The organism is Paenibacillus sp. ClWae2A, assembly GCF_032452295.1.
Lineage (GTDB): Bacteria > Bacillota > Bacilli > Paenibacillales > Paenibacillaceae > Paenibacillus.
Window position 1 is genome coordinate 995,941 of record NZ_JAULSQ010000002.1, and the last position, 22,601, is coordinate 1,018,541.

The 22,601-nt window shown below is 45.4% G+C and carries 19 protein-coding genes; 7 read left to right on the forward strand and 12 right to left on the reverse strand.

Features of this window, described 5'->3' with window-relative positions; genetic code table 11:
- Nucleotides 1–11: 11 nt before the first annotated feature.
- Both infC and QVE09_RS10620 read right to left on the reverse strand, forming a co-directional pair.
- Nucleotides 12–506 carry a translation initiation factor IF-3 gene (gene infC / locus QVE09_RS10615; protein WP_062833422.1) on the reverse strand — a complete coding sequence of 165 codons (495 nt, stop codon included), beginning with the start codon at nucleotides 504–506 and terminating at the stop codon, nucleotides 12–14.
- A gap of 335 nt (nucleotides 507–841) precedes the next feature.
- The gene (locus QVE09_RS10620) at nucleotides 842–2,080 is read right to left on the reverse strand and encodes a glycosyltransferase family 2 protein (protein WP_315936773.1); all 1,239 of its coding nucleotides are present in this window, start codon (nucleotides 2,078–2,080) and stop codon (nucleotides 842–844) included.
- A gap of 711 nt (nucleotides 2,081–2,791) precedes the next feature.
- Between QVE09_RS10620 and QVE09_RS10625 the strand changes: the two genes are divergently transcribed.
- Both QVE09_RS10625 and QVE09_RS10630 read left to right on the forward strand, forming a co-directional pair.
- Nucleotides 2,792–3,319, forward strand: a complete 528-nt coding sequence (locus QVE09_RS10625; RefSeq protein WP_017689668.1) for a phosphatase PAP2 family protein — start codon at nucleotides 2,792–2,794, stop codon at nucleotides 3,317–3,319.
- A 50-nt stretch (nucleotides 3,320–3,369) separates the two neighbouring features.
- Nucleotides 3,370–4,521 carry an MGDG synthase family glycosyltransferase gene (locus tag QVE09_RS10630; RefSeq protein WP_315936774.1) on the forward strand — a complete coding sequence of 384 codons (1,152 nt, stop codon included), beginning with the start codon at nucleotides 3,370–3,372 and terminating at the stop codon, nucleotides 4,519–4,521.
- 140 nt (nucleotides 4,522–4,661) lie between these two features.
- On the opposite strand, the gene QVE09_RS10635 is transcribed toward QVE09_RS10630, so the two are convergent.
- The 3 genes from QVE09_RS10635 to QVE09_RS10645 all read right to left on the reverse strand — a co-directional run bounded on the left by QVE09_RS10635 (nucleotide 4,662) and on the right by QVE09_RS10645 (nucleotide 8,181).
- Nucleotides 4,662–6,215 carry an ABC transporter substrate-binding protein gene (locus QVE09_RS10635; protein ID WP_397387022.1) on the reverse strand — a complete coding sequence of 518 codons (1,554 nt, stop codon included), beginning with the start codon at nucleotides 6,213–6,215 and terminating at the stop codon, nucleotides 4,662–4,664.
- A gap of 100 nt (nucleotides 6,216–6,315) precedes the next feature.
- Nucleotides 6,316–7,179, reverse strand: a complete 864-nt coding sequence (locus QVE09_RS10640; RefSeq protein WP_397387030.1) for a carbohydrate ABC transporter permease — start codon at nucleotides 7,177–7,179, stop codon at nucleotides 6,316–6,318.
- Between the two features lie 96 nt (nucleotides 7,180–7,275).
- Entirely contained in the window at nucleotides 7,276–8,181 is a 906-nt protein-coding gene (locus QVE09_RS10645; RefSeq protein WP_315936777.1) for an ABC transporter permease, read from the reverse strand.
- 408 nt (nucleotides 8,182–8,589) lie between these two features.
- Here QVE09_RS10645 and QVE09_RS10650 point away from each other — a divergent pair, with 408 nt between their 5' ends.
- Complete coding sequence (locus QVE09_RS10650) at nucleotides 8,590–10,842, forward strand: AraC family transcriptional regulator (protein ID WP_315936778.1); 2,253 nt, start codon at nucleotides 8,590–8,592, stop codon at nucleotides 10,840–10,842.
- Nucleotides 10,843–10,969: 127 nt separating this feature from the next.
- Here the strand turns inward: QVE09_RS10650 and trmB are convergent, their stop codons facing one another.
- Nucleotides 10,970–11,725: a tRNA (guanosine(46)-N7)-methyltransferase TrmB gene (gene trmB, locus QVE09_RS10655; protein WP_315936779.1), complete on the reverse strand. Its 756-nt coding sequence runs from the start codon at nucleotides 11,723–11,725 to the stop codon at nucleotides 10,970–10,972.
- A gap of 152 nt (nucleotides 11,726–11,877) precedes the next feature.
- Nucleotides 11,878–12,078, reverse strand: a complete 201-nt coding sequence (locus tag QVE09_RS10660; protein WP_036610190.1) for a hypothetical protein — start codon at nucleotides 12,076–12,078, stop codon at nucleotides 11,878–11,880.
- A gap of 318 nt (nucleotides 12,079–12,396) precedes the next feature.
- Here QVE09_RS10660 and mnmL point away from each other — a divergent pair, with 318 nt between their 5' ends.
- The 4 genes from mnmL (at nucleotide 12,397) to QVE09_RS10680 (ending at nucleotide 16,124) form a co-directional block, all read left to right on the forward strand.
- A complete protein-coding gene (mnmL, locus tag QVE09_RS10665) occupies nucleotides 12,397–13,350 on the forward strand; it encodes a tRNA modification radical SAM protein MnmL/YtqA (protein WP_036610193.1) in 954 nt (317 codons plus the stop codon).
- A complete protein-coding gene (gene mnmM, locus QVE09_RS10670) occupies nucleotides 13,351–13,935 on the forward strand; it encodes a tRNA 5-(aminomethyl)-2-thiouridylate-methyltransferase MnmM (RefSeq protein ID WP_315936780.1) in 585 nt (194 codons plus the stop codon). It abuts the gene before it with no gap.
- A 189-nt stretch (nucleotides 13,936–14,124) separates the two neighbouring features.
- Nucleotides 14,125–15,102: a type I phosphomannose isomerase catalytic subunit gene (locus tag QVE09_RS10675; RefSeq protein WP_315936781.1), complete on the forward strand. Its 978-nt coding sequence runs from the start codon at nucleotides 14,125–14,127 to the stop codon at nucleotides 15,100–15,102.
- 41 nt (nucleotides 15,103–15,143) lie between these two features.
- The gene (locus QVE09_RS10680) at nucleotides 15,144–16,124 is read left to right on the forward strand and encodes an alpha/beta fold hydrolase (RefSeq protein WP_315936782.1); all 981 of its coding nucleotides are present in this window, start codon (nucleotides 15,144–15,146) and stop codon (nucleotides 16,122–16,124) included.
- A 145-nt stretch (nucleotides 16,125–16,269) separates the two neighbouring features.
- On the opposite strand, the gene odhB is transcribed toward QVE09_RS10680, so the two are convergent.
- From odhB to QVE09_RS10705, 5 genes are all read right to left on the reverse strand, one after another.
- Nucleotides 16,270–17,541 (reverse strand): 2-oxoglutarate dehydrogenase complex dihydrolipoyllysine-residue succinyltransferase, encoded by a 1,272-nt coding sequence (gene odhB, locus QVE09_RS10685; protein WP_315936783.1) that lies wholly within the window; start codon nucleotides 17,539–17,541, stop codon nucleotides 16,270–16,272.
- A gap of 5 nt (nucleotides 17,542–17,546) precedes the next feature.
- Nucleotides 17,547–20,420, reverse strand: a complete 2,874-nt coding sequence (locus QVE09_RS10690; RefSeq protein WP_315936784.1) for a 2-oxoglutarate dehydrogenase E1 component — start codon at nucleotides 20,418–20,420, stop codon at nucleotides 17,547–17,549.
- Between the two features lie 634 nt (nucleotides 20,421–21,054).
- Nucleotides 21,055–21,489, reverse strand: a complete 435-nt coding sequence (locus tag QVE09_RS10695; RefSeq protein WP_315936785.1) for an NUDIX domain-containing protein — start codon at nucleotides 21,487–21,489, stop codon at nucleotides 21,055–21,057.
- Nucleotides 21,490–21,987, reverse strand: a complete 498-nt coding sequence (locus tag QVE09_RS10700; RefSeq protein ID WP_315936786.1) for a GNAT family N-acetyltransferase — start codon at nucleotides 21,985–21,987, stop codon at nucleotides 21,490–21,492. It abuts the gene before it with no gap.
- Between the two features lie 241 nt (nucleotides 21,988–22,228).
- The gene (locus QVE09_RS10705; RefSeq protein ID WP_315936787.1) at nucleotides 22,229–22,594 is read right to left on the reverse strand and encodes a YybH family protein; all 366 of its coding nucleotides are present in this window, start codon (nucleotides 22,592–22,594) and stop codon (nucleotides 22,229–22,231) included.
- Nucleotides 22,595–22,601 lie beyond the last annotated feature (7 nt).

Below are 22,601 nucleotides of genomic sequence, written 5' to 3' on the forward strand. Positions count from 1 at the left end.
CTCCAATGTTATCAGGCTTTAGGAGCCAAGATCATGATCATACTGCGGCCTTCCAATTTCGGTTGACGTTCAATAGTACAAAGTTCTGCAACTTCTACCTTAACGCGCTCCAAAATCCGTTGACCAATCGCGGCATGTGCAATTTCACGTCCGCGGTAACGAACAGAACATTTCACTTTGTCGCCTTCGTTCAAAAACTTAACTACGTTACGAAGCTTCGTTTGATAATCGTGCTCCTCAATATTGGAACGGAACCATACTTCTTTAATGTCAACAATTTTCTGGTTCTTACGGGCTTCTTTTTCTTTCTTTTGTTGCTCATAGCGGAATTTGCCATAGTCCATAATACGACACACCGGCGGTTTAGCCTGTGGTGCCACATTGACCAGATCCAAATTCAGGTCAATCGCCATTTGCAGTGCTTCGCGAATGGGCGTAATCCCAATTTGTTCTCCTTCAGCTCCGACAAGGCGTACTTCCTTCGCCCGAATCTCATCATTAATCATGTGATCTTTACTAATAATCGTCCACCTCCAGGTCATTTTGAATATCCAGTTACACAAAAATAAAAGGGATGCCGGTCAAGCTACCGACATCCCTGTAATCAACACAATTCTTCATGAGTATACACTTCATAAATTATTGGGATCGTTGACCAGCCAACATGTTTGTTGATCAGGTGAGAAGTCGGACTTCTACTTGTGATTCCATTGCTATTCGCTTTAAGGCACTTGAATACTATATCACACATGAAACACATTGTCAACATTCTTCACAACTTTTTTTTATGAATTACACATTCGTGATATCAGATGTCAACAAAGTATCGCAAGCATGTTCCTTACCCTTGTTTGCTTTGCACCTCATCCAACCGTACAACACGTGTATGTTGGGTGTGGCTCCACTGTTTGTTGTTCTGCGTAAAGAAAGCGTAGAACGTAATCGGGTACCAAGACAACAGGTAAATCGGGAACAAGATCAAATATAGATAAACTTTGGCAAAGGTAACCTTCTCCAGCGCCATGGACAACAGGAACGTCAGAATATTCAGACCAATAGCCACGAATCCAACCCATAACGGGAAGTATCCATAAATATTAGCAATGTGCGGACCACTGAATATAGCCATATCTACCCACATCACAGCCGTCATCAGGAAGGTAAGCAACACAACATAGACATTAGCTCCATAGATAGCAAGGTCAAATTTCACCAGGCTTCTTTCCTTAATGGACTGCCAGAGCAGCGGGAAGAAGTATCTACGTGCAACTGTAAAGTGACCTTGCATCCAGCGCAGACGTTGTCTCGCTGAAGCTTTGAATGTTAATGGCTTCTCATCAAATACTTTGGCGTCATAGTTGAAAACAGGATACACATTACGTTGCACACTACGCATCGTAAACTCCAAATCCTCAACAAGACTTGTTGCACCCCAGCCAATTTCCTTCAACAGGTTGGTTTCAAAGCACATTCCGGTTCCTCCGAGGAAATTCGCCATATTCAAGTTATGACGAGACAACTGCCACAAACGGTTGATGTACCAGTAAGATACACCGTAAGCTGCAGTTATCCAAGAATCCTCCGGATTTTTTGTATCAATGTATCCTTGGATAACGCGCGAACCATTGTTCAAATCGTCATTCATCTCAAGCAAGAAGTTACGGTCAACCAGGTTATCCGCGTCAAACATAACAACTGCGTCATACTGACGTGGCAATTTCCACAGGTATTTAAGCATCCATTCGATGGCATACCCTTTACCTCTCAGATCGGCGTTGGTACGTACACAAGCGTTTAATCCGTGCTCTCTTACAATTTGAGCCGTTCCATCCGTACAGTTGTCACAGATGACAAATACATCGTACAGATCTTTTGGATAATCAAGTTGTTTCAAGTTCTCCATCAAGGCACCAATGACTTGTTCCTCATTGTGTGCTGCGACGAGTACAGCGAATGATTTTGTCGCCGGATAATGTTTCTTTTTCTTTTTCTTAATCAGACCGAACAGCGAAAACGTGAATTGGTACACGGCTAGCAGTGCCAGAATGACCTGCATCGTGACGAATATAGCGTCCATCATCGTTCTCTGTTACCCCCTTTTTTTCAAAACCCAGTTTACTTAAGCATTTCTCTTCCTGATTCTGCATTTATTTTTTTGTAATCTGCAGAATATGACCCTGTTCTTTTGTGTACTACGTGAATATATCAGGCGATGTTTCAAAGCTTGGTTGCTATCAGTTGGCTGCTTTATCGATTCTGTATTCTTTTCAGTCATTTGTCAAAACCCCAATTCCACTTTCTGAAGCAGAAATGTGATCTTTAAACGCTGAATAGACACTTCGTGATACCACAACCTCGCATTCATGCCTGTTATATCTTATTTTCAGCCGTTTACTTGATTTTTATTTCTAAAGTCCCTGCTTTTTTCATCAGCATGTTATTCTTCGTCAGAGGCTCTATAACAAATAACGCAAACAGACCTCAAAAAGTTTGAAACAAAACTCACATTTTTTTTACCTCATTTCAGCCATGTTGAATCATTGTATCTTTTTTGGCTGACCCAAGTCAAAAAGTTAAGATGGGTATATACCCACTCTTTAACATGAATTTTACGTTCTTTACATGTGTTCTTCTTGAAAAGGACAACATTTAAAAATATGATAAACATATACCTGAAATAACCTCAAGTTCATGAAAAACGGTTATATATTAATCAGGACGAAACCGGATGCAGAAAAATCACCGGAAATACTGCCGCCATTACGGGCGGCCTGACTGGCAGGAGGCCAATATGAGCCGTTTATTCTTAAAGTTTCAAGATTATGATCGAAATGTTTTTATGTGGATCAACGGCCGGCTTCATAATCGTTTTATGAATTTTTGGCTGTATTATTTCACCCATCTGGGTGGAGCAACTTCTTCTATTGCAATATCCTTGTTAATCTGGCTGCTTGCCCCAGCTCCATGGAGCACAACAGGACTTCAGGCTTGTATCGCTCTTGCGGTCAGCCATATTCCTGTAGCCATCGCGAAAAAATTGTATCCCCGCATTCGGCCTTACCTGGCCTTGCCGGATACCATTACGTTTCGCAATCCCCTGACGGATCACTCGTTTCCTTCAGGGCACACAACTGCCATTTTTTCGGTCACGGTTCCATTTATGACCACTGATCCGATCTTATTGCTAATATTGTTGCCTGTGGCCCTTATTGTCGGATTCTCTCGAATTTACCTGGGATTACACTACCCATCCGATGTTCTGGCAGGTGCCACAATAGGTACTTTAGTCGCACTTGCAACAGTTGCATTCTGGTCTTAAAGCCGATATGTTAGACTCAGAAAAACCTAGCAGGAACAGGTGAAGCAAGCGTGGAGAAAAAAAGAGTATTACTATTATCTGAAGGCTTTGGTACGGGTCATACTCAAGCCGCCTATGCACTGTCCAGCAATTTGCGAAAGCTCTCGCCAGACGTGCAGACGAAAGTGCTTGAACTGGGAAGTTTCTTAAATCCCAAGGTGGCACCTCTTATTATAACAGCATACAAAAAAACGGTTACCAACCAACCCAAACTTGTCGGATACGTATACAGACACCAATATAAAAAATCATTGAACCGACTGACAACACTGGCGTTGCATAAACTGTTCTATACACATACACGCAGCGTTGTGCGCCAGTTACGTCCCGATGCGATCGTCTGCACCCATCCGATTCCAAGTGCTGTCATATCCAGACTGAAGCGTCTGGGTACGCAGGTTCCCCTATGCACAGTCATCACCGACTATGATGCACATGGGACTTGGATTAACCCTGAAGTAGACCTTTATCTGGTATCTTCAGATGAGGTTAAGTCCAAACTAATGCTGCGCGGCGTACCTACAGACAAAATTCGAGTCACGGGCATTCCGGTGCATCCGAGCTTTTGGGAGCATCCCGGGCGAGAAGAGATCCGAAGCAGATTCAACCTCAAGAACATGCCCACTGTACTAGTTATGGGCGGCGGTTGGGGAATGCTTAGCGACAAGCTGGTTCATCCGTTGCTGACTCGCTGGCATGAAGATATTCAGATCATTTTTTGTCTAGGTCGCAATGATAAAGCACGGATTAGCATGGAACAGAACCCCATGTATCGCAAAGAAAACATTCATATTATGGGGTACACCAACGAAGTGGACAAATTGATGGAAGTATCCGACCTGCTGATCACCAAACCTGGGGGAATGACATGCAGCGAAGGCTTGGCCAAAGGAATTCCAATGCTGTTCCACAACCCTATACCTGGTCAGGAAGAAGAAAACGTCCATTATTTTACGGCAAGAGGTTTGGGAGAACCCATCACTTCGCTCGATGTAGTGGTCAAATGGATGAACAAGCTGCTGCATCACTACCCGGATGTTGTACGTAAACGCAAACGTCATCTGTTGGAAATCGCCAAGGTTCATCCGATGCAAAGCGCTCAAAGTATTATCGATCTACTGGAGGACGTTCGTCCTTCATCCGCAGAAGAGGCCCGTTTATGAATTTATCCCAATAGGGTGCTGCTTCCCGAATACTTCGTCCAATCACGCCTCTAACCAACGGCTTCAAACAAGCCTGCAACCACATTGAAAAGGTGCCTTCGAATCCGAAGGCACCTTTTCTTTATGAAGGAAAGTACAAATTATTGAATGCCTGCTGACTTCAGGTACTCCTGCCACTGCTTGGTGTATTCTGCCTGAATTTTTTCCAATCCGGCTTGTTTAGCCTTCTCCATAAATGTGTTCAATCCAGCTTCTACGTCTGCCACCAAACCTACATTAAGCGGATATAAATATTGTTTTTCCACTTGCTCCAATGCAGCCTTCTCGGCTTGGTACGGAGTCCAGTCTTCAGCAAATCCTGTATAAATGTCAGGCTTTTTGATTTTGTCCAGATCTTCAAACATGGTCAGGACATCATCAAAGGTTTTATCATAGAGCATGAATTCCGGATTACGCCAAGCCCAGCCATTCATGCCCTCACGCGCGAAGCCGTTTGTTTGTGCATCTCCGACCATTTTGTAGTACCCATTATCAACCTCGAAGTTTTTGCCCTCGACGCCGTATTCGGTCAACCAGTTATATCGTTTGTCTGTCACAAGTTTCTCATAAAATGCCAATGCTTTTTCCGGGTTTTTACTGCTACGCGGAATCGCAAAACCATTGTGGATCGGGTGAACCGGTTGTGCAAACCCTTTTGCATTCGGGTAAGGGAAATAAGCCAGTTTCCAATCTGGATGTGTAGACTGCACCTTGATTACATCTGCATTAAATTTGTTAGGGTTTTCCCCGGACAGAACAACAGCCGCTTTTCCATTTTGCAGCAACGAGTTGGATGTATCTTTTACATTCAGTACGTTTTTCGGGAAGAATCCTTTGTCCATCCAACGTTTGTATGTTTTCAGGTCTTCCAGGTGCTGCGCAGATCCCCAGTAGGACGTCACGGTTGCTGGTGTGTCATACATAATATCCAGTCCATATGGAAGTTGACCTGCTGTATTAACCAGCTTGGATGTCAATTGACGAATACCATGGGTATGGTTGGCATTGCTATCCGCAATCGGAATCATATTGGGTTCGTTGGCTTTGATGCCCTCCAGATACGCTTCGAGCGTCTCCAATGATTCCGGTTTTGGAAGATTGTACTTCTCGCGCAAGTCCTCACGGTACGCAATTCCCTCTGTTACATACTCAATCCAAGTTGATGGAACAGTATAGATTTTGTCATTAATTTTGACTGCATTCCACATGTCATCAGGTACATGAGCCTTCAGTGCTGGCGCTGCTGTAGGCAGCATTTCATCCAGCGGCAGGAACGCGCCCTTCTTCGCATAGGACTGGTAGAATGTCCAATCTGCTGTGAAGATCAGATCGATCGGCTGTCCTGAAGACAGCAGCAGTTTATATTTTTGATCCCAGTCGGTCCATGAGGTGTAGTTGAATTTCACATTGACGTTCAGATCAGCCTCCGCCAGCTTATTGATCTCGGATTCAATGACAGGCAGATCTTTCGGAGCATCCCCAAGCATGTAAAATTGAAGCGTGACTTTCTCGCCTTTGTTCCCGGATGTTCCTCCCTGCTCGCTTCCTTGCGTCGATCCCCCCGAACCGTTGTTACATGCGGCAAGCACCCCGGCGAACAACATCAGGGCAAGTACCAGAGACAGGTGCCGAATTGTTTTGTTACGCATACGCATCCTCCCTTTTTGTGGTGAACCTTTATATGTTAGCGCAGACTCGCCATGCTTCAGACCGGAAATGATGTCAATGGCCTGACACCCACAGCGTGTTCACGTTCTAACCTTTCACTGCACCAATGGTGAGTCCTTTGACAAAATAACGTTGTACAAACGGATACAGGAACAAAATCGGTCCCGTTACAACAATAGCCATTGCCATCTTGGTTGATTCGGTAGGCACATCCTGACTGAGCGTGATCCCTGTGCCAATCGCCATCTGGTCAATGAAGGTAATCGTGTTCATCGTGTTGTAGAGATAAAATTGCAGTTGGTACATATCCGGGTTGTTAATGAAAAGGGATGAGGTAAACCAGTCATTCCAGTAACCCAGTGCCAGAAACAGACCTACGGTTGCGATACCAGGCATCGCCAGTTTCAACACAATGCTGAAATAGATGCGGAAGTCATTCGCTCCATCAATTTTGGCGGACTCAATCAATTCATCCGGCACTGCCGAGCGAATGAAGTTTTTCATCAGGATAATGAGGAATGGCGTCATCAACCCCGGGAAAATCAGTACGGTGTACGTATCTGTGAGATTGAAGTAGTTCGCCAGCATAATATACCAAGGTACAAGTCCCCCACCAAACAGGGTTGTGAAGTAGATAAAAAACGAGAATGTATTCCGATATTTAAAATCCTTACGCTGGAGCACAAATCCAGCCATCGTGATGAGGAACAGCCCTAGCGTAGTTCCCACCACCGTTGTAAAGACCGTTACCCCATAAGCCTTGAGTACCTGAGACGGGAATTTGAACACCATTTTGTAACCTTCCAGGGAAAAGTCCGTTGGAAAGAGGTGATAGCCATCCCTCACAATGGACTCGTTGCTGCTGAATGAACCGGATAAAATAAGTAGAAACGGCAACAGGCACATGATTGATAAAATGATGATGAAGCTGTAAGAAATCAATTGAAACATGAAAGTGAATTCCGAATCTCTGAGACGAGTATTCGTACGGGTGTGAGTATTCATTGGCGTGTTCATGATCGTTCTCCCTCCTGCCCTGCGGGCGTTCTAGAACAAGGCGTAATCCTCATTTACTTTGCGGATAATATAGTTGACGGTCATGATCAAAATGAATCCAAACAAGGATTGATACAGACCAGCAGCAGTTGCCATCCCAATATCAAACGTTACTTTCAGTGAACGATACACATACGTATCAATAATATCTGTAGCGTTGTACAATACCCCGTTGTTGCCGATCAGTTGATAGAACAGGTCAAACTGCCCCTTCATAATGCTGCCAAGCGAGAACAACAGCAGGATGACAAAGGTTGGCTTCAGCATCGGTACTGTAATGTACCAGATCCGCTGAAATATATTGGCCCCGTCGATTCGGGCAGCTTCATAATACTCATCACTGATACCCGTTATGGCGGCCAGATAGATGACCATGCTGTATCCAAGATTTTTCCACAGATAAAAGATGATGATCAGAAACACCCAGATCCAAGGTGTGTTATAAATGTCGACCGGGCCGGCCTCAAAACGTTTGAGCAGTGTGTTCACAAAACCCGACTCGTAGTTGAACATGTTGTAAGCGATTACACTCAACAGTACAAATGAGATGAAATACGGCAAGAACATGACGGATTGCGTAATTTTTTTGAATAACCTGCCCCGGATTTCGCTAAGCATGATTGCACAGAAGATCGCCAGACCGTTTCCTAATATAATGAAGGCGAGATTGTAACCCACGGTATTGGTTGTGAGTTTCAACAGCATTCCGGATTGCCACAGGAACTTAAAGTTCTCCAGACCGACAAATGGACTGCCAAATAATCCGCCTTCAAAATCATACCTGGTGAATGCATAATAGATGCCGACCATCGGAAAATACGAGTTAATCAGAAAAAAGATCAGCGTGGGCAACAGCATCAGAAACATGATTTTGTTTTTGTTCAATTCTTTGAGCATGGCTCGATCCCTCCCGAATTTCTTACGGTGCTGCGTAGTGGAGCTCTCTTTTTATTGTAAATGCCCTCTTCGCTCACGGATACTGAAGCTTCCCGTCAGAAAATGAACGATTCTGCGAAATGAACTATGAACAAAACGAACGAACTCTGAAATGAACAGACCTTCACACACATCCGTTCACAAATATTGATATCGTGCATAGGCTAAACCTAGTGAACAATCCAGCGAAAGTTGAACTTTATGTAGAGAAAACAGGCAATACAGCCTGTCCAGTATTGATGTAAACGCATACATAATATATAATTCAAGATACTCTTGCTCTTCTGCTCATCCAACTATGAAGCCTAACGTATGTATATGAAGTTCTATGTTGTTCACCCAAAACAGGAGGTTCGAGGGGGAAGAAGAATGCGTAAACGTTCAGCGGACAGTCAGAAGGTCTTCACACGGATTCTGATCGGCATTATTATCAGTACCGTCGCTACCTTACTTGTGGCTTCTTCTATTTTGTATGTCAACTATAATCGGATTGCGCTTCGCCAGGTGTATCGTACAGATATGAACAGTCTTACACAAACCAGCCGTGAAGTGGCCAAAATGACTGAGACTGCGAAATCATTGTCATATCAGATTTATCAGGACTACACCATTTCTTCATTACTGCTCTATTCCAAACCAAATATCTATGAGATCACATCGGCGATGGAGCAACTCGACAACTACCGTATGTCCCTTCCTTTTATCGAATCCATCTATGTATATAACTCTAAAAGTAATGAATTCTTTATCAGTTCCAACGTGCGCAATGGGCAGCAGTCCGTCTCTGAGATCGACGATCAGGGGATTACAAGCATCCTCCAACGCTTCCATGACTATAAACCTTTTGTCCCCATCCCGCGTACATATCAGGTCGGGTCTACCGAAGCAACAGAGGTTAACAGCTACACCTATCTCTGTTACGACACGATCAATGACAATGCGAGATTAAACTATGCTGTCATCGTTAATATCAAGGATGATTGGCTCAGTCCGAATATGAATGCTGCGGATCAACCAGGCAAGACCTTTATCGTGAATGAGAATGGTGATCTATTATCTGACTTTGGCGACCGTGCATTGATGAAAAATCTCTCCAGTGAAGCTTTTATGAAGCCAATTATGCAGGATACGGAGCAATCAGCTTACTTTACCGAGAAGGTCGACGGAGAAAAATCTCTCATCACCTATACCGCTCCTGATGACCTGGGTTGGCGTTATGTGAGAATAACCCCTTATGATCTGATTACCTCAGATATACGGAGTATGCGCACACATACCGTTCTGTTTTGTGTTGGACTTCTCTTCGCAGGGTTACTGCTCTCTTACCTTGTGTCCCGAAAATTATATCACCCTATTGATAAGGTGCTTGTTCGTTTACGTGTGATGGAAGCAGAGCGACGTGGCAGTCTTCATTTGTTACGGCAGGATTTTCTGCGGGGTGCTCTGCAGGGCCGTGAAACAGTAACTGGAGGTATGATGGAAGAACGGATGAAGTTCTATGGTTCCTCCATTAATGTTCAGCGTGCATCCAGACTGGTATTGCTGCGTATTGACCATTTTACCGAATTCTGCGAAACGTACCGTGACGAGACCCAGCTTGTAAAATACGCCATGATGAATATCTGCACCGAGACAGCCGATCTCCACTACAATGCGGAAGCTGTGGACATGGGCGGTGATCTGATCACACTCATCTTCAATGAAAAAGTGGAAAATCATGAACATGGGCAACCTGCCTCTAATCGAATCGAAGAGCTGCTGCGTATGATGCAGGCAGCTGTAATGACCCATTTGAAATGCTCCATCTCCTGTACGATCGGCACGGAAGAAGATTCATTGGAAGACAGTATTGCATCCTACACCAGATCAGCCGAAGCCTCACTACATCGTTTGTTCATGGGACCGGGCTGTCTGATCTATACCTCTGACATCATGGCTTATCACGCCAAGGAGTACGCATTCCCGGCAGGTAAGGAAAGACAGCTTGTCGATCATCTAATGACGGGTAAGACGCGAGAAGCAAAACAAGTCTATGCAGACATCGTCGGCGAGACAGCCGCCTATCCGTTTACCGTCTTCCAGCTAGCCTTATCCCATCTGACGATGACACTGAACCATGTACGAAATACCCTCAAGAAGAATAATCAACTCACGCTTGATTCAGTCTCGGATGGTCTAATGTTGCCTGTCAAAGACGCTGAAGACATCAGCGAAGTACATGAACACTTCTATCGGATGTTTGAAGAGCTTGGTTCCAAAGTCGAGGAGAAACGTACACTGAAGCACGAAGAGTTGATTCGTAAAATCAATGGCATTATTGAGCGGGACTATGCTGACCCCAATCTGTGTCTAACTTGCATTGCAGATGAGTTGGGCATGTCGCCAATCTATGTAAGCAGGCTCTACAAACAGCTCACCCTGAAAGGGCTCACGGACGTGATTAACGAAACCCGTATAGCCAAGGCCCAGCATCTGCTGGTAGAAACCGAGAACTCTGTTGCCGATATTGCCGAGAGGACCGGATTCACCAACAGTTCATACTTCTATCGCATGTTCAAAAAGTTCAACGGCGTTACACCGAACGATTATCGTCGCAAAGAGTTTCATTCAGAGAACTTTTGAAATCATACCAGACGTGAGTTTATGAAGCATTGCACATGGATTATTAATGCAAAAAAAGAGCGACCTATGAGAATGAATCATTCACCTCATGTGTCGCTCTTATTTAACAAGTTAAGTTAGATTTTGATTATTCCTGTTCCTGATCTTCGCCAGACTCATCAGAAGCTTCACGAACTTTATACTTGTCCAGACGTGTCTGCTGATACTCACGCAAGGCCTCTTCACCAACAATCACTTCAACCCGGTGAATGTTCATACCTTTACCCATGAATTTTTGCTCGTACTCCGTCATCACATGTTCTTCATTCAAACCATCACGATGCAGATTCAAAGAAATATTGGTCATTTGCAGGCCGAAGTCGGCAATGGCGTTGAGTGAGAAATCAAACAGCGTCTCCGAATCGGTTTTGAAATGAATCTGTCCTTTGGGATTAAGCAATTCCCTATATTTTTTCAGGAAACGCGGGTGCGTCAAACGACGACGTGCATGCTTTGCTTTTGGCCAAGGATCGCTGAAGTTCAAATAAATGCGCTCCAGTTCTTCCGGTTCAAAAACTTCCTCGATCTGTTCGATATTCGCCAGCGCTAACTTCAGGTTCGGAGGTGTCTCCACATCAGCCTGACTCCACGCATTACGAGCTTTCTCACTGGCACGACGCACCAGTTCATCATACATATCAATACCGATGAAATTAAATTCCGGATATTTATAACTCATTTGGCTGATAAATTGACCTTTACCCATACCAAATTCCACGAAGATCGGATGGTCATTGCCAAACAGTTCAGACCATTTTCCTTTATGTTGCTTGGGGTCAAGTACAACAAGATCAACTTGTTGCTCCAGATTTTCTCTTATCCCTTTTCTGCCACGTAAACGCATTTTATTCCTCCGTTTGTCCCATACTTGTCTCAGACTTATTTTGCCGAAGAACTGGCAAATTGTAAAGAGCAATGAAAAGGGAATCTTCGGATCTGCCACTTTGGGCAAATCTCAAAGATTCCCTCTTCGATTTATTTGGAATTGGGGTCCAACTACTTTAGTAGTTCATAGTCTACCTTATCTTGGTGTGAAAAATCAAATGTCTTTTCGAAAGCATCGCGAACTTTTTGTCTTGCAGCCGCTTTCACTTTCGGATTTCCATTAAAACGAACACCTGTTAAAGCAAGTGCTTCTTCTGCCGTCAATTCAACAGACACATGATTCAATTCATTGTTTTTAACTTGGGAATTCATTCATATCACCTCACGGTATAGTATGGTCCATGACGTCAACGTTGATTCAAATGCTATGATGAATAATACCCACTAGATGGTGTCTGACGCTGATTTAAATATAACATAAGGTGTAAACTATAGCAAGGAGAAAACCTTGATTTTACGGCCTATTTTTGCGTTTCGATTCCCTTTTTTTTAAGTTTTTTGATACAATGATAAAAGTTCATGAAGACACCTATAATCGCTATCCATCGTCTATGACGGAAATCGCATAGAACTTCTTCTTTTGTTCACGTATGATTACTGTAATTCGACAGCCAAAGGAGTACCCTGAAGATGAATGCACCTGCATTACAGTCCCCTCTGTTGTGGGGAGATAAACGATTCCATACATGGAATTATGAGATGCGAGATCAATTTAACAATAAGGTTTTCAAAGTGATGCTGGATGCTGGATTCACCTGTCCCAACCGTGACGGTTCCATTGCCAAAGGTGGTTGCACCTTCTGCAGTGCGCGTGGATCAGGCGATTTTGCTGGTAGCAGACGTGAAGATCTGGTCACCCAGTTCAATACGATTCGAGATAAACAGCACCTCAAATGGCCTACAGCCCATTATATTGGCTACTTCCAAGCCTATACGAACACATATGCTCCGGTTGAGGAGCTGCGCGAATATTTTGAAGAAATTCTAGAGCAACCTGGTGTTGTTGGTTTGTCCATCGCCACTCGCCCGGATTGTTTGCCAGACGACGTTGTTGATTATTTGGCTGAACTGAACGAGCGCACTTATCTGTGGGTTGAAATGGGGCTTCAAACGATCCATGATTCCACATCAACATTGATTAATCGGGCGCACGACACGAAGTGTTACGAAGAAGCGGTTGAGAAACTGCGCAAACGGAATATTCGTGTGTGCACACATATCATATATGGTCTGCCTCAAGAGACGCATGAGATGATGCTGGACACTGGACGTGCCGTCGCCAATATGGATGTACAGGGAATCAAGATTCACCTGTTACATCTCATGCGCAAAACACCAATGGTGAAGCAATACGAAGCTGGTCTTTTACGTTTTCTGGATCAGGACGAGTATATCAAGCTGATCGTAGATACACTGGAGATGCTTCCACCGGAAATGATCGTACACCGCCTTACAGGCGACGCACCGCGTGATCTGCTGATTGGACCGATGTGGTCCATGAACAAATGGGAAGTGTTAAACTCCATTGATCGTGAGCTGCGAGAGCGGGATTCCTGGCAAGGTAAGTATTGGAGGCGAGCATAGATGGGCTTTCTTTCGGTTCTCAGCTGTGCACATCAGTGGATTGCTTCCCGTCTGCAGCCAGGTGATCTGGCCATAGATGCAACGGTGGGTACAGGAGCAGACACACTATTTTTGGCACAACAAGTAGGCAGGCGTGGTCAAGTCATTGGATTCGATATTCAAAGTGAAGCCCTCACGCTGGCACAGGCCCGGATTCGAAAACAAAACGACGAAGCCAAGCTTGGCTCCATCTCCATGCTTCAACTAAGCCATGATCGAATGGCAGAAGCGGTGCCTGAGTCATGGTCTGGTGCGGTTGGTGCAGTTATGTTCAATCTGGGGTACCTGCCTTCAGAAAGTGCAGATTCCTCCATCATAACCGAGACTGACAGCACGATCGCTGCACTTGGGGCTGCACTCGCTTTATTACGCCCTCGCGGAATCATTACGGTTGTGCTCTACCCCGGTCATGATGGAGGCGCACAGGAAGCGGCAGCTGTATTGGAATGGTCATCTGCCCTGCCGGTGGAACAGGCACAGGTTGTGATGTATCGCCAATTGCAGCGAGAAACTTCTCCTTTTTTGATCGGAATCGAGAAAAAATAATTTCCTTTGTTCACCAAATACAATAAACTAGACACAATCGCAAGGCGAGCTATTAACGGCTTTTTCTTACTGCGATCTGTGTTCTACATCTACATATGCAAACGTATTCACTTGTTTGTTCATGGCGACCACATGCCCATGACTGATTAAAGCGATCCACCATTTCATATACTAGAGGAGAGATTACTGATGTCTACGCCATACCCATTACAATTCCAACCTGAATTCAAAGAACGTGTGTGGGGCGGTCGTGCGCTGGAGCAATTCGGCCTTACACCCCCTGAAGGACATATCGGAGAAGGATGGATGATTGCGGATCATCCAAACGGTACTACCAAGGTATTAAATGGAGCACTTGCTGGCAAGGGTCTGGATGAAGTTCGCGAACAACTGGGCACCGAATGGCTTGGTACCAAAGGCGTTTCCGAAAAAGGCGGACGTTTCCCCCTTCTGATTAAGTTGCTTGACTGCAACGATGACCTGTCCGTTCAGGTTCATCCAACAGACGAGTATGAGGCACTCCCTCCTGGCGAGCTTGGCAAAACAGAAATGTGGTATGTACTCGACGCAAAACCGGGCGCACACATCATCTACGGCTTGAATGAAGGCGTTGATCGGGCAACATTAAAAGAAGCATTGGAAAACGGCACGGTGATGGATACCCTTCGTCAGGTACCAGTTGAAGCTGGTGATACGTTCTTTATCCCTGCCGGAACAGTTCATGCGCTCTGTGCAGGTGTCGTTGTCGCTGAGATTCAACAAAACTCGGATACGACGTACCGGATATACGATTACAATCGTCCAGGCCTGGATGGCAAACCACGTGAGTTGCATGTTGAAGACTCATTAAATGTCACCGCCTATGAGGGCGCAGGTGCCTCAACGATGAAAACAAATAACGCTACTCCTGGTGAATGGCTCAAGCTTGCGGAATGCCCTTATTTTGTGGTGGAAAAAGGAATTGTGACTGAACGGTGGGAACTCTCCACCAATCCTGACAGCTTCACGATTCTCGTTGTCTGTGAAGGAGAAGGAACTTTGGAGTGGGCACAAGCTGAATCAGACAGCATTGAATTGAAAGCTGGACAATGTTATCTCTTGCCAGCCAATCTGGGGTCTTATACATTGAACGGGAATACCACTGTTCTTCGCTCTTATCTGCCATAAATCAAGCTTATCTGTAACCTGTGAAGGAGGAATTACACGAGATGCAGGAATATACCTTTGCCTTGGTCGCTAGTGAAGGTACCCGTATTCATGTGTACCGCTGGCTTCCCGATCCGGAATGCAATGTTAAAGGTGTAGTGCAAATTGCACACGGCATGGGCGAGACGGCAGCCCGATATGCGGAATTTGCCGGCGTTCTTACCCAAAATGGCTATGCGGTCTATGCCAATGACCATCGGGGTCATGGCAAAACCGTGGAGAATGCCAAGTTGCTCGGTAATGCTGGTATCGATGCCTTCCGCTGGATGGCGAGTGATATGATCAATCTGGGCGAAGTAGCCGCCAAGGAGAATCCTGGGGTGCCCCTGTTTCTGATGGGACATAGCATGGGCTCATTCTTGGTACAACATCTCATGTACGCTGGTCATGAGCAGTACCATGCCTTTATTTTATCCGGGACAAACGGCAGACGCGGTCTGCTCCGGTTTGGAGAGAAGCTGGCCTTCTTGCAGTGCGGCATTCAGGGCGCTACTCATCCCAGCATGCTGCTCAACGCGATAGTATTTGGTGGATTTAATCGCTCTTTCCGCCCTGCGACGACACCGTTTGATTGGTTGTCCCGGGACTCACAAGAGGTTCAGCGATTCATTGATGATCCCCTGTGCGGAGCAGTCTGCACAGCAGGCTTTTTCCGCGACTTCTTTAAATTGCTGCTTGAAGTCCATCTTCCACACAATATGGAGCGTATACCCAAACACAAACCCGTATATCTGTTCTCTGGGGAGAAGGACCCTGTTGGACTTCATGGCAAAGGCGTTCTTAATCTGGTCTCGCAGTATAAGAAGCTTCAGCTGGAGAATATTGAGTATCGCCTGTATCCCGATGGACGCCATGAAATGCTGCATGAGATCAACCGAACAGAAGTGGCTCAGCATGTTGTGAACTGGCTACAGCGGAATACCCCTGGCTCGAATACACAGCCTAGTCCGGTGAACTTTACTGAGACGGCTGACTCTATATAATAGGGTCGGAGACAACATACCAAGAGCAAAAGCAAAAGAAACCCCTGAATCGGATGTGCTCACGCTGCACTCCAGTTCAGGGGCTTTCTTGCTTTCTTGTTAAGCGATATGAATAATAGCCATAGCCATAATCAAACGTTATGGATTAACCTTCAATTAACAGGGATTCCGGGTCTTCAAGCAGTTCTTTCACGGTCACGAGGAAACGTACAGCCTCACTACCATCGATAATCCGGTGATCGTAGGACAACGCGATGTACATCATTGGACGGTTCTCCATCCGTTCTGCATCAATCGCCACTGGACGAAGCTGGATCTTATGCATCCCCAGAATACCCACTTGAGGTGTATTCAGAATTGGCGTAGACAACAAGGAACCAAATGTTCCACCATTGGTAATGGTGAACGTTCCACCTTGCAGATCAGTTAACGCCAGCGTGTTGGAACGAGCTTTGGATGCCAGGTCCGCAATGCTCTTCTCGATCTCGGCAAAGCCCAGACGATCGGCATCACGTACAACCGGTACAACCAGTCCTTCCTTCGCAGATACGGCAATGCCGATATCATAATACTTTTTGAGCACAACATCTTCGCCATCAATCTCTGCGTTAATTGTAGGGAATTTTTTCAGAGCCCCCACAACCGCTTTGGTGAAGAAGGACATGAAGCCCAGGTTAATCTCATGTTTCTCTTTGAACTTGTCCTTACGACGTTTACGTACATCCATGATGGCAGTCATATCTACTTCATTAAACGTAGTCAACATGGCTGCTGTCTGCTGAGCCTCTACCAGACGTTTGGCAATCGTAGCACGGCGACGAGACATCCGCTGACGCTCCACTGGTTTGGTATAGGTAGAACTTCCAGCTGCCGGAGCACTTTGTGCTGCTGGAGCTTTACTCGCAGGTGGAGCAGCAGGAGCAGGCGCCTGATTGTTATGGCTCTTCACATCATCCTGGTATACCCGTCCAATCGGATCTTTGCTCTGAACCTGATCCAACTCGATACCACGTTCACGTGCAAGCTTACGAGCAGACGGTGAAGCTGTCTTGGCACTATCGGATGACTCCGGTGCTGCCGCAACGGATGCTGGTGGTGGTGTTGGAGCTTCAGGTGCAGGAGTAACGGCCTTTTTCTCTTCAACTGCTGGTTCGGAAGCGGGTGCACCGCTTCCTCCTCCAGAACCAGCTGAGAGTGTACCGATCGTTTCACCGATCTCTACCGTCTCTCCTTCCTGACGAATGATCTTCTCCAGCACGCCACTTTCTTCTGCGCTGATCTCAATATTTACTTTATCCGTTTCCAGTTCAAGAAGCACATCACCCTGATTAACGGTATCCCCTTCTTTAACCATCCATCTGGATACAGTTCCCTCAGTTATTGACTCACCCATTGCAGGTACTTTAATTTCACTCACAGCTGTTACCTCCCCAGTGGAATATTATTCTTCGTCGTTTGTTTCAACGCAGATGTAATAATCTGTTGCTGTTCCATACTATGCACAAGCTGATAACCGCTGGAAGGACTTGCGTGTTCCGGGCGACCTTCGTATCTAACGGTTGTGCCTTCCGGGGCAACTTCACGAAGACGAGGCTCCATGTATGTCCAGGCACCCATGTTTTTGTTTTCTTCCTGTACCCATACCAGTTCTTTTACATTGCTGAAACGTGCGAGTATACGTTTGATCTCTTCTGCCGGGAACGGATATAACTGTTCCACTCGAATGATGTGAAGCCATGACCAATCTGCTTTATCTTTTTCAAAAGCATCTTCCAGGTCAATGGCAATCTTGCCACTGCACAAAATAATGCGCTCTACGCGATCCGGCTGTGTACCCATTCCGGCTTGCTCCAGCACAAGCTCAAACTTGCCTTCACTGAATTCGACTGCCGGTGAAGCAACACGCGGATTCCGAATGAGACTTTTCGGTGACATCATCACAAGTGGACAAGCATCTTCCGTTTCAGTCAACGAAGCTTGACGACGCAACAAGTGGAAGTACTGAGATGCACTCGACAAGTTGGCAACCGTCATGTTGTCTTCTGCACAAAGTTGCAGGAAGCGTTCAAGACGAGCACTTGTATGCTCAGGTCCCTGACCCTCATTCGCATGTGGAAGCAACATGACCAGACTGGATTTCTGAGACCATTTGGCGCGACCCGCTGATACAAACTGGTCAAAAATAACTTGTGCACAGTTGGCAAAGTCACCGAATTGAGCTTCCCAGATGACCAGTGTATCGGGTGAATATACGTTATATCCGTATTCGAATCCAACAACGGATTCTTCTGACAACGGACTGTTATAGATTGCAAAGGATGCTCTTGCCTGTGGCAAGTGATGTAATGGGCAGAACTTTGCTCCATTCTCCGAATCATGCAGTACCAGATTCCGATGAGCGAATGTAGCACGCTCGGCATCCTGTCCACTAATCCGAATTGGCTTGCCATCTGCCAGAATGGTTGCAAATGCGAGTGTCTCCGCAAGGCTCCAATCCACTTTTTCCCCTTCGTTCAGGGAAGTGCTCCGGCGTTGCAAAATCCGCTGTAACTTCGGATACACATTGAAGTTCTCAGGCCATTTCAGCAGATCAGCATTAATGCTGCGCAGATTTTCCAATGGTACCGCAGTAGGCGTAATCGTAACAGCTTCCGGCTCACTGATTTTCCGTTGATAATATTCATGTACTTCATTTTTCTTCATCTGGTCATAGGCTTCTTTTAATTTGTTCGTTACTCCATCGCGAATGCTCGTAATGGACGCATCATCGATAATCGATTCCTGTTTCAACTGATCCTGATACAAGTGGCTTACCGTTGGATGGTTTTTCACCTTGTCATAAACGATAGGTTGAGTCGTTTCGGGATCATCGGTTTCATTATGACCGTAACGACGATATCCGATCAAGTCGATCAGGAAATCCTTTTTGAAACGATTGCGATACTCTGCTGCCATACGAATGGCTGCAATACAAGCTTCCGGATTGTCCGCATTCACGTGTACAATCGGAATCTCGTATCCTTTAGCAAGGTCACTTGCATAGTACGTTGAACGGGAATCACCGCTATCTGTAGTGAAGCCCAGACGATTGTTGACGATAATATGGATGGTTCCGCCATTCTGATATCCTGGCAGAGCTTTGAAGTTAAGTGTCTCTGCAACGATCCCTTCTCCTGGGAATGCTGCATCACCGTGCATCAAAATGGTAGCTGCCTTCGTTACATCCTGCTTCGGATATCCAGGGTCACGACGGTCATCCTGAGCCGCACGTGCAAACCCTTGAACAACCGGATTGACGTATTCCAGATGGCTCGGGTTATTCGCCAGAGTAAGGCGAGCCTGTACAGTTTCACCGTCTTTTACAAAACGGTTGGCACCCATATGATATTTGACATCCCCCGTCCAACCATAGTTGATTCCAGTCGAACCTTCTGATGGAACCAGGTCTTTGTTCGGAGCATGATGAAATTCAGAGAAAATTTTGCTGTACGGTTTGCCCAAAACATGAGCCAGTACGTTTAACCGTCCACGGTGGGCCATACCCATCAGAATGTGGCTTGATCCGGCTTCTGCCATGATGCGAACAGCTTCATCCAGCATTGGTACAAGCACATCGTTACCTTCGATGGAGAAACGTTTCTGTCCTACAAATGTTTTGTGAAGATAATCTTCAAACTGCTCAACTTCAACCAAACGTTCCAGCAAAGCCTTACGTTCTTTCGGCGTAAGCGGAGCTGGTGACGTACGGGATTCCGCACGGCGATTCAACCACTCACGTTCTTGAACTTCGTGTACATGACTGAATTCATAGGCCATGGGTCCAGTGTAAATCTGACGCAAGCGTTGGATTGCATCCCATCCGGTTGCTGTCTGCCCATCTGCACCTTCCCAGATCAGGGAAGCAGGCAGAGCTTTCAGGTCTTCTTCGTTTAATTCAAAATGCTGAGGTTCCAGCAAAGATGTATCTGTATCTTCACTGATTCCAAGCGGATCTATGTCTGCAGCAAGATGACCATACGTACGGATGTTCCATACCAGCTTACCTGCTGTAACCGCTTTCTGTAATAGTTGAATGTCTACGCTTCCGGAAGCCGATTGGGCGTTGCCGGAATTCGAGGTTGTGCGTGCATCCGTGCCAGACATCGGCGGTGCACCCCATTGTTCAAATAGTTCACGATAGGCCGGTGTAACCGAACCAGGGTCTTGAGTGAATAATTCATATTGTTCCTGTACGTATCCCATATTGGGGCCATAGTAACTTTCCCAGGGCTTCTTGTTGCCTTCCACGATCGTCATCGACGTTCCCTCCGTCTTGATTTAGTCATAAGTTTTTGACGGAAATCATTGACTAAGCCGTAATTTGCGTTCGTTCAACATTTTAAGCGAAATTTTTCATGAAGTCCAATAATCGTGCTGTTGGTGGTAGTAACGTTAGTCCGACGCTCCCGTCAAGGTTTGTCTGCGTTTTCAAAATCAAAGTAAAACAATGATTGTACATACCGTCGCACAGATGTCGAATACTGTCCTGATCCGTTCGAAGGTTACACTTTCTCCTCTTCTTCAAGTGAAGTCCGTGTTCTAATATCTATTCTATAAACTTTTACGCTCAGGAGCATTTCCTATTTTTAGTTCAATTGATGCATAAATTAGATGAATCGAAATAATCGATCAATTTGAGTAGAACAACGAACGCTTAATTACAACAAAATAGGCATACGATCTCCCATTTTACCTCCTTAATTGAATTGTGGTCCATTATGTTCAAAAACAAACCGTCAAGTTAAACATTAACCATTTGACGTCACATTCAACAAATAATTGGGGTTTTCTTCAAGAGACCCTCAGCAAAAAGCTGGCCCAGACATAAATTATCCGAGCAGCTTCTTTGAATTCAACAAATTTAAGTTAACAATAAAGTTGAGGTTTCACATCAAGTTATACTTTGGCTAATCATATACTCTGCAAACGGCGTTAGGGAAAGATCTCTAACTTGCTCCAGTGTAAACCAGTCCGCGCCCAGCGAATCTTCACCATCGGGTTCTTTTTTGATGTGATCCGGCTGACTGGCTGCAGTCAAAACAACATCATACAACATCCCAATATGGTGGAGCTCTTCCGGCTCACCTTGATACACCCATTCCAGTACCGTAGACTCCGCAGAACGAATCATCACTTGTAGGTGGGTCAGGCCCGTCTCTTCTTCAATCTCACGATGAAGAGCAGTCTCTGGCTGCTCACCAAATTCCAGCCTTCCGCCTGGTAAATCCCATTGCCCCTGATATGCTCCGCGAGCCTTATGAATCAACAGGATTTTTTGCTCCCAAGTGACCAAGCCATATACGCCAATATGTGTATACCGATTCACCTAAGTACCCTTCATTTCGTCTTCATCCTCTGTAACAGCATCCAGATCTATGGCCATACGAATCATATCCACACAGCGAATACCATCCTCTATAATTTCTTCCTCATAGTGCCTCACGAAGAAGTCACGATCAACCCCGATAATGCGGAAACCGCAACGTTGGTATAACTTCAATTGATGAAAGCTGGAGTTGCCTGTCCCAATCTCGAGAATCCGGCAGCCTAATCTGCGTGCAGCTTCCATCGCTTCCTTAATCATGTGTTTGCCTACACCTTGTCCCTGCAGTTCTTCCTGTACGGCAATATTAACTATCTCGGCAGTCTCCGGACGAGTCTTGAGCAATACGAACTCTCCAACCATCTCTCCTTCATACTCAGCAATAAAACAAACACCCCGACTCAGGTACTCATCAACAATTTCTTTTGAAGGATCAGCCATCAATAAAAGTTCGTATGGTCGCTCTTCTTCCCAATCCAAAATCCGGAACGACAATTTCATGCCAATCTCCACCTTTTCATCGTACAATATTCATTCTCGTTCTGTTTGCAGAAGCCTATGTATGGCAAATCTACAAATATATCATGCTTACTTCAACAAACTAGTTTACTCAAACTATTAAACACACACTGGTTCTCCTAGGCTAGTCATCTCCCATAAAAATAGTAACCTTCATTATACCATAATATTTGGATATAAATATATAGATATGGATGATACTTTATGAGGCATTATTTTTATCCTAACCCAAGCTTAAATGCTCATGGATTAATTTCCATTCCCCATCAAGCCCAGCAACAAACACATTCGTTGCTCGCCCCTTTCCATAAGCCGGCTCTCCCTGATAAATCCCCCTCCAGTGGTAGGTATAAATACAAACTGCCTGATCTTTGCTAGTCGTAATCCACTTAACCTCTTCAGCACTGTAGACTTCTTCCTTGACTGTTTCCCAAGCGTTCTCAAAATAAGCCCGAATTTCGTCTGGAGTAGTGCATGACGTTCCTGTAAACCAATATACGGCATCTGGCGATAACCATTTGCTCACTTCATGAAACTGATGTGTATTCGTCGCTGCAATGTATCCTTCCAAGGCATGCTGGTATCCCATGATCTTC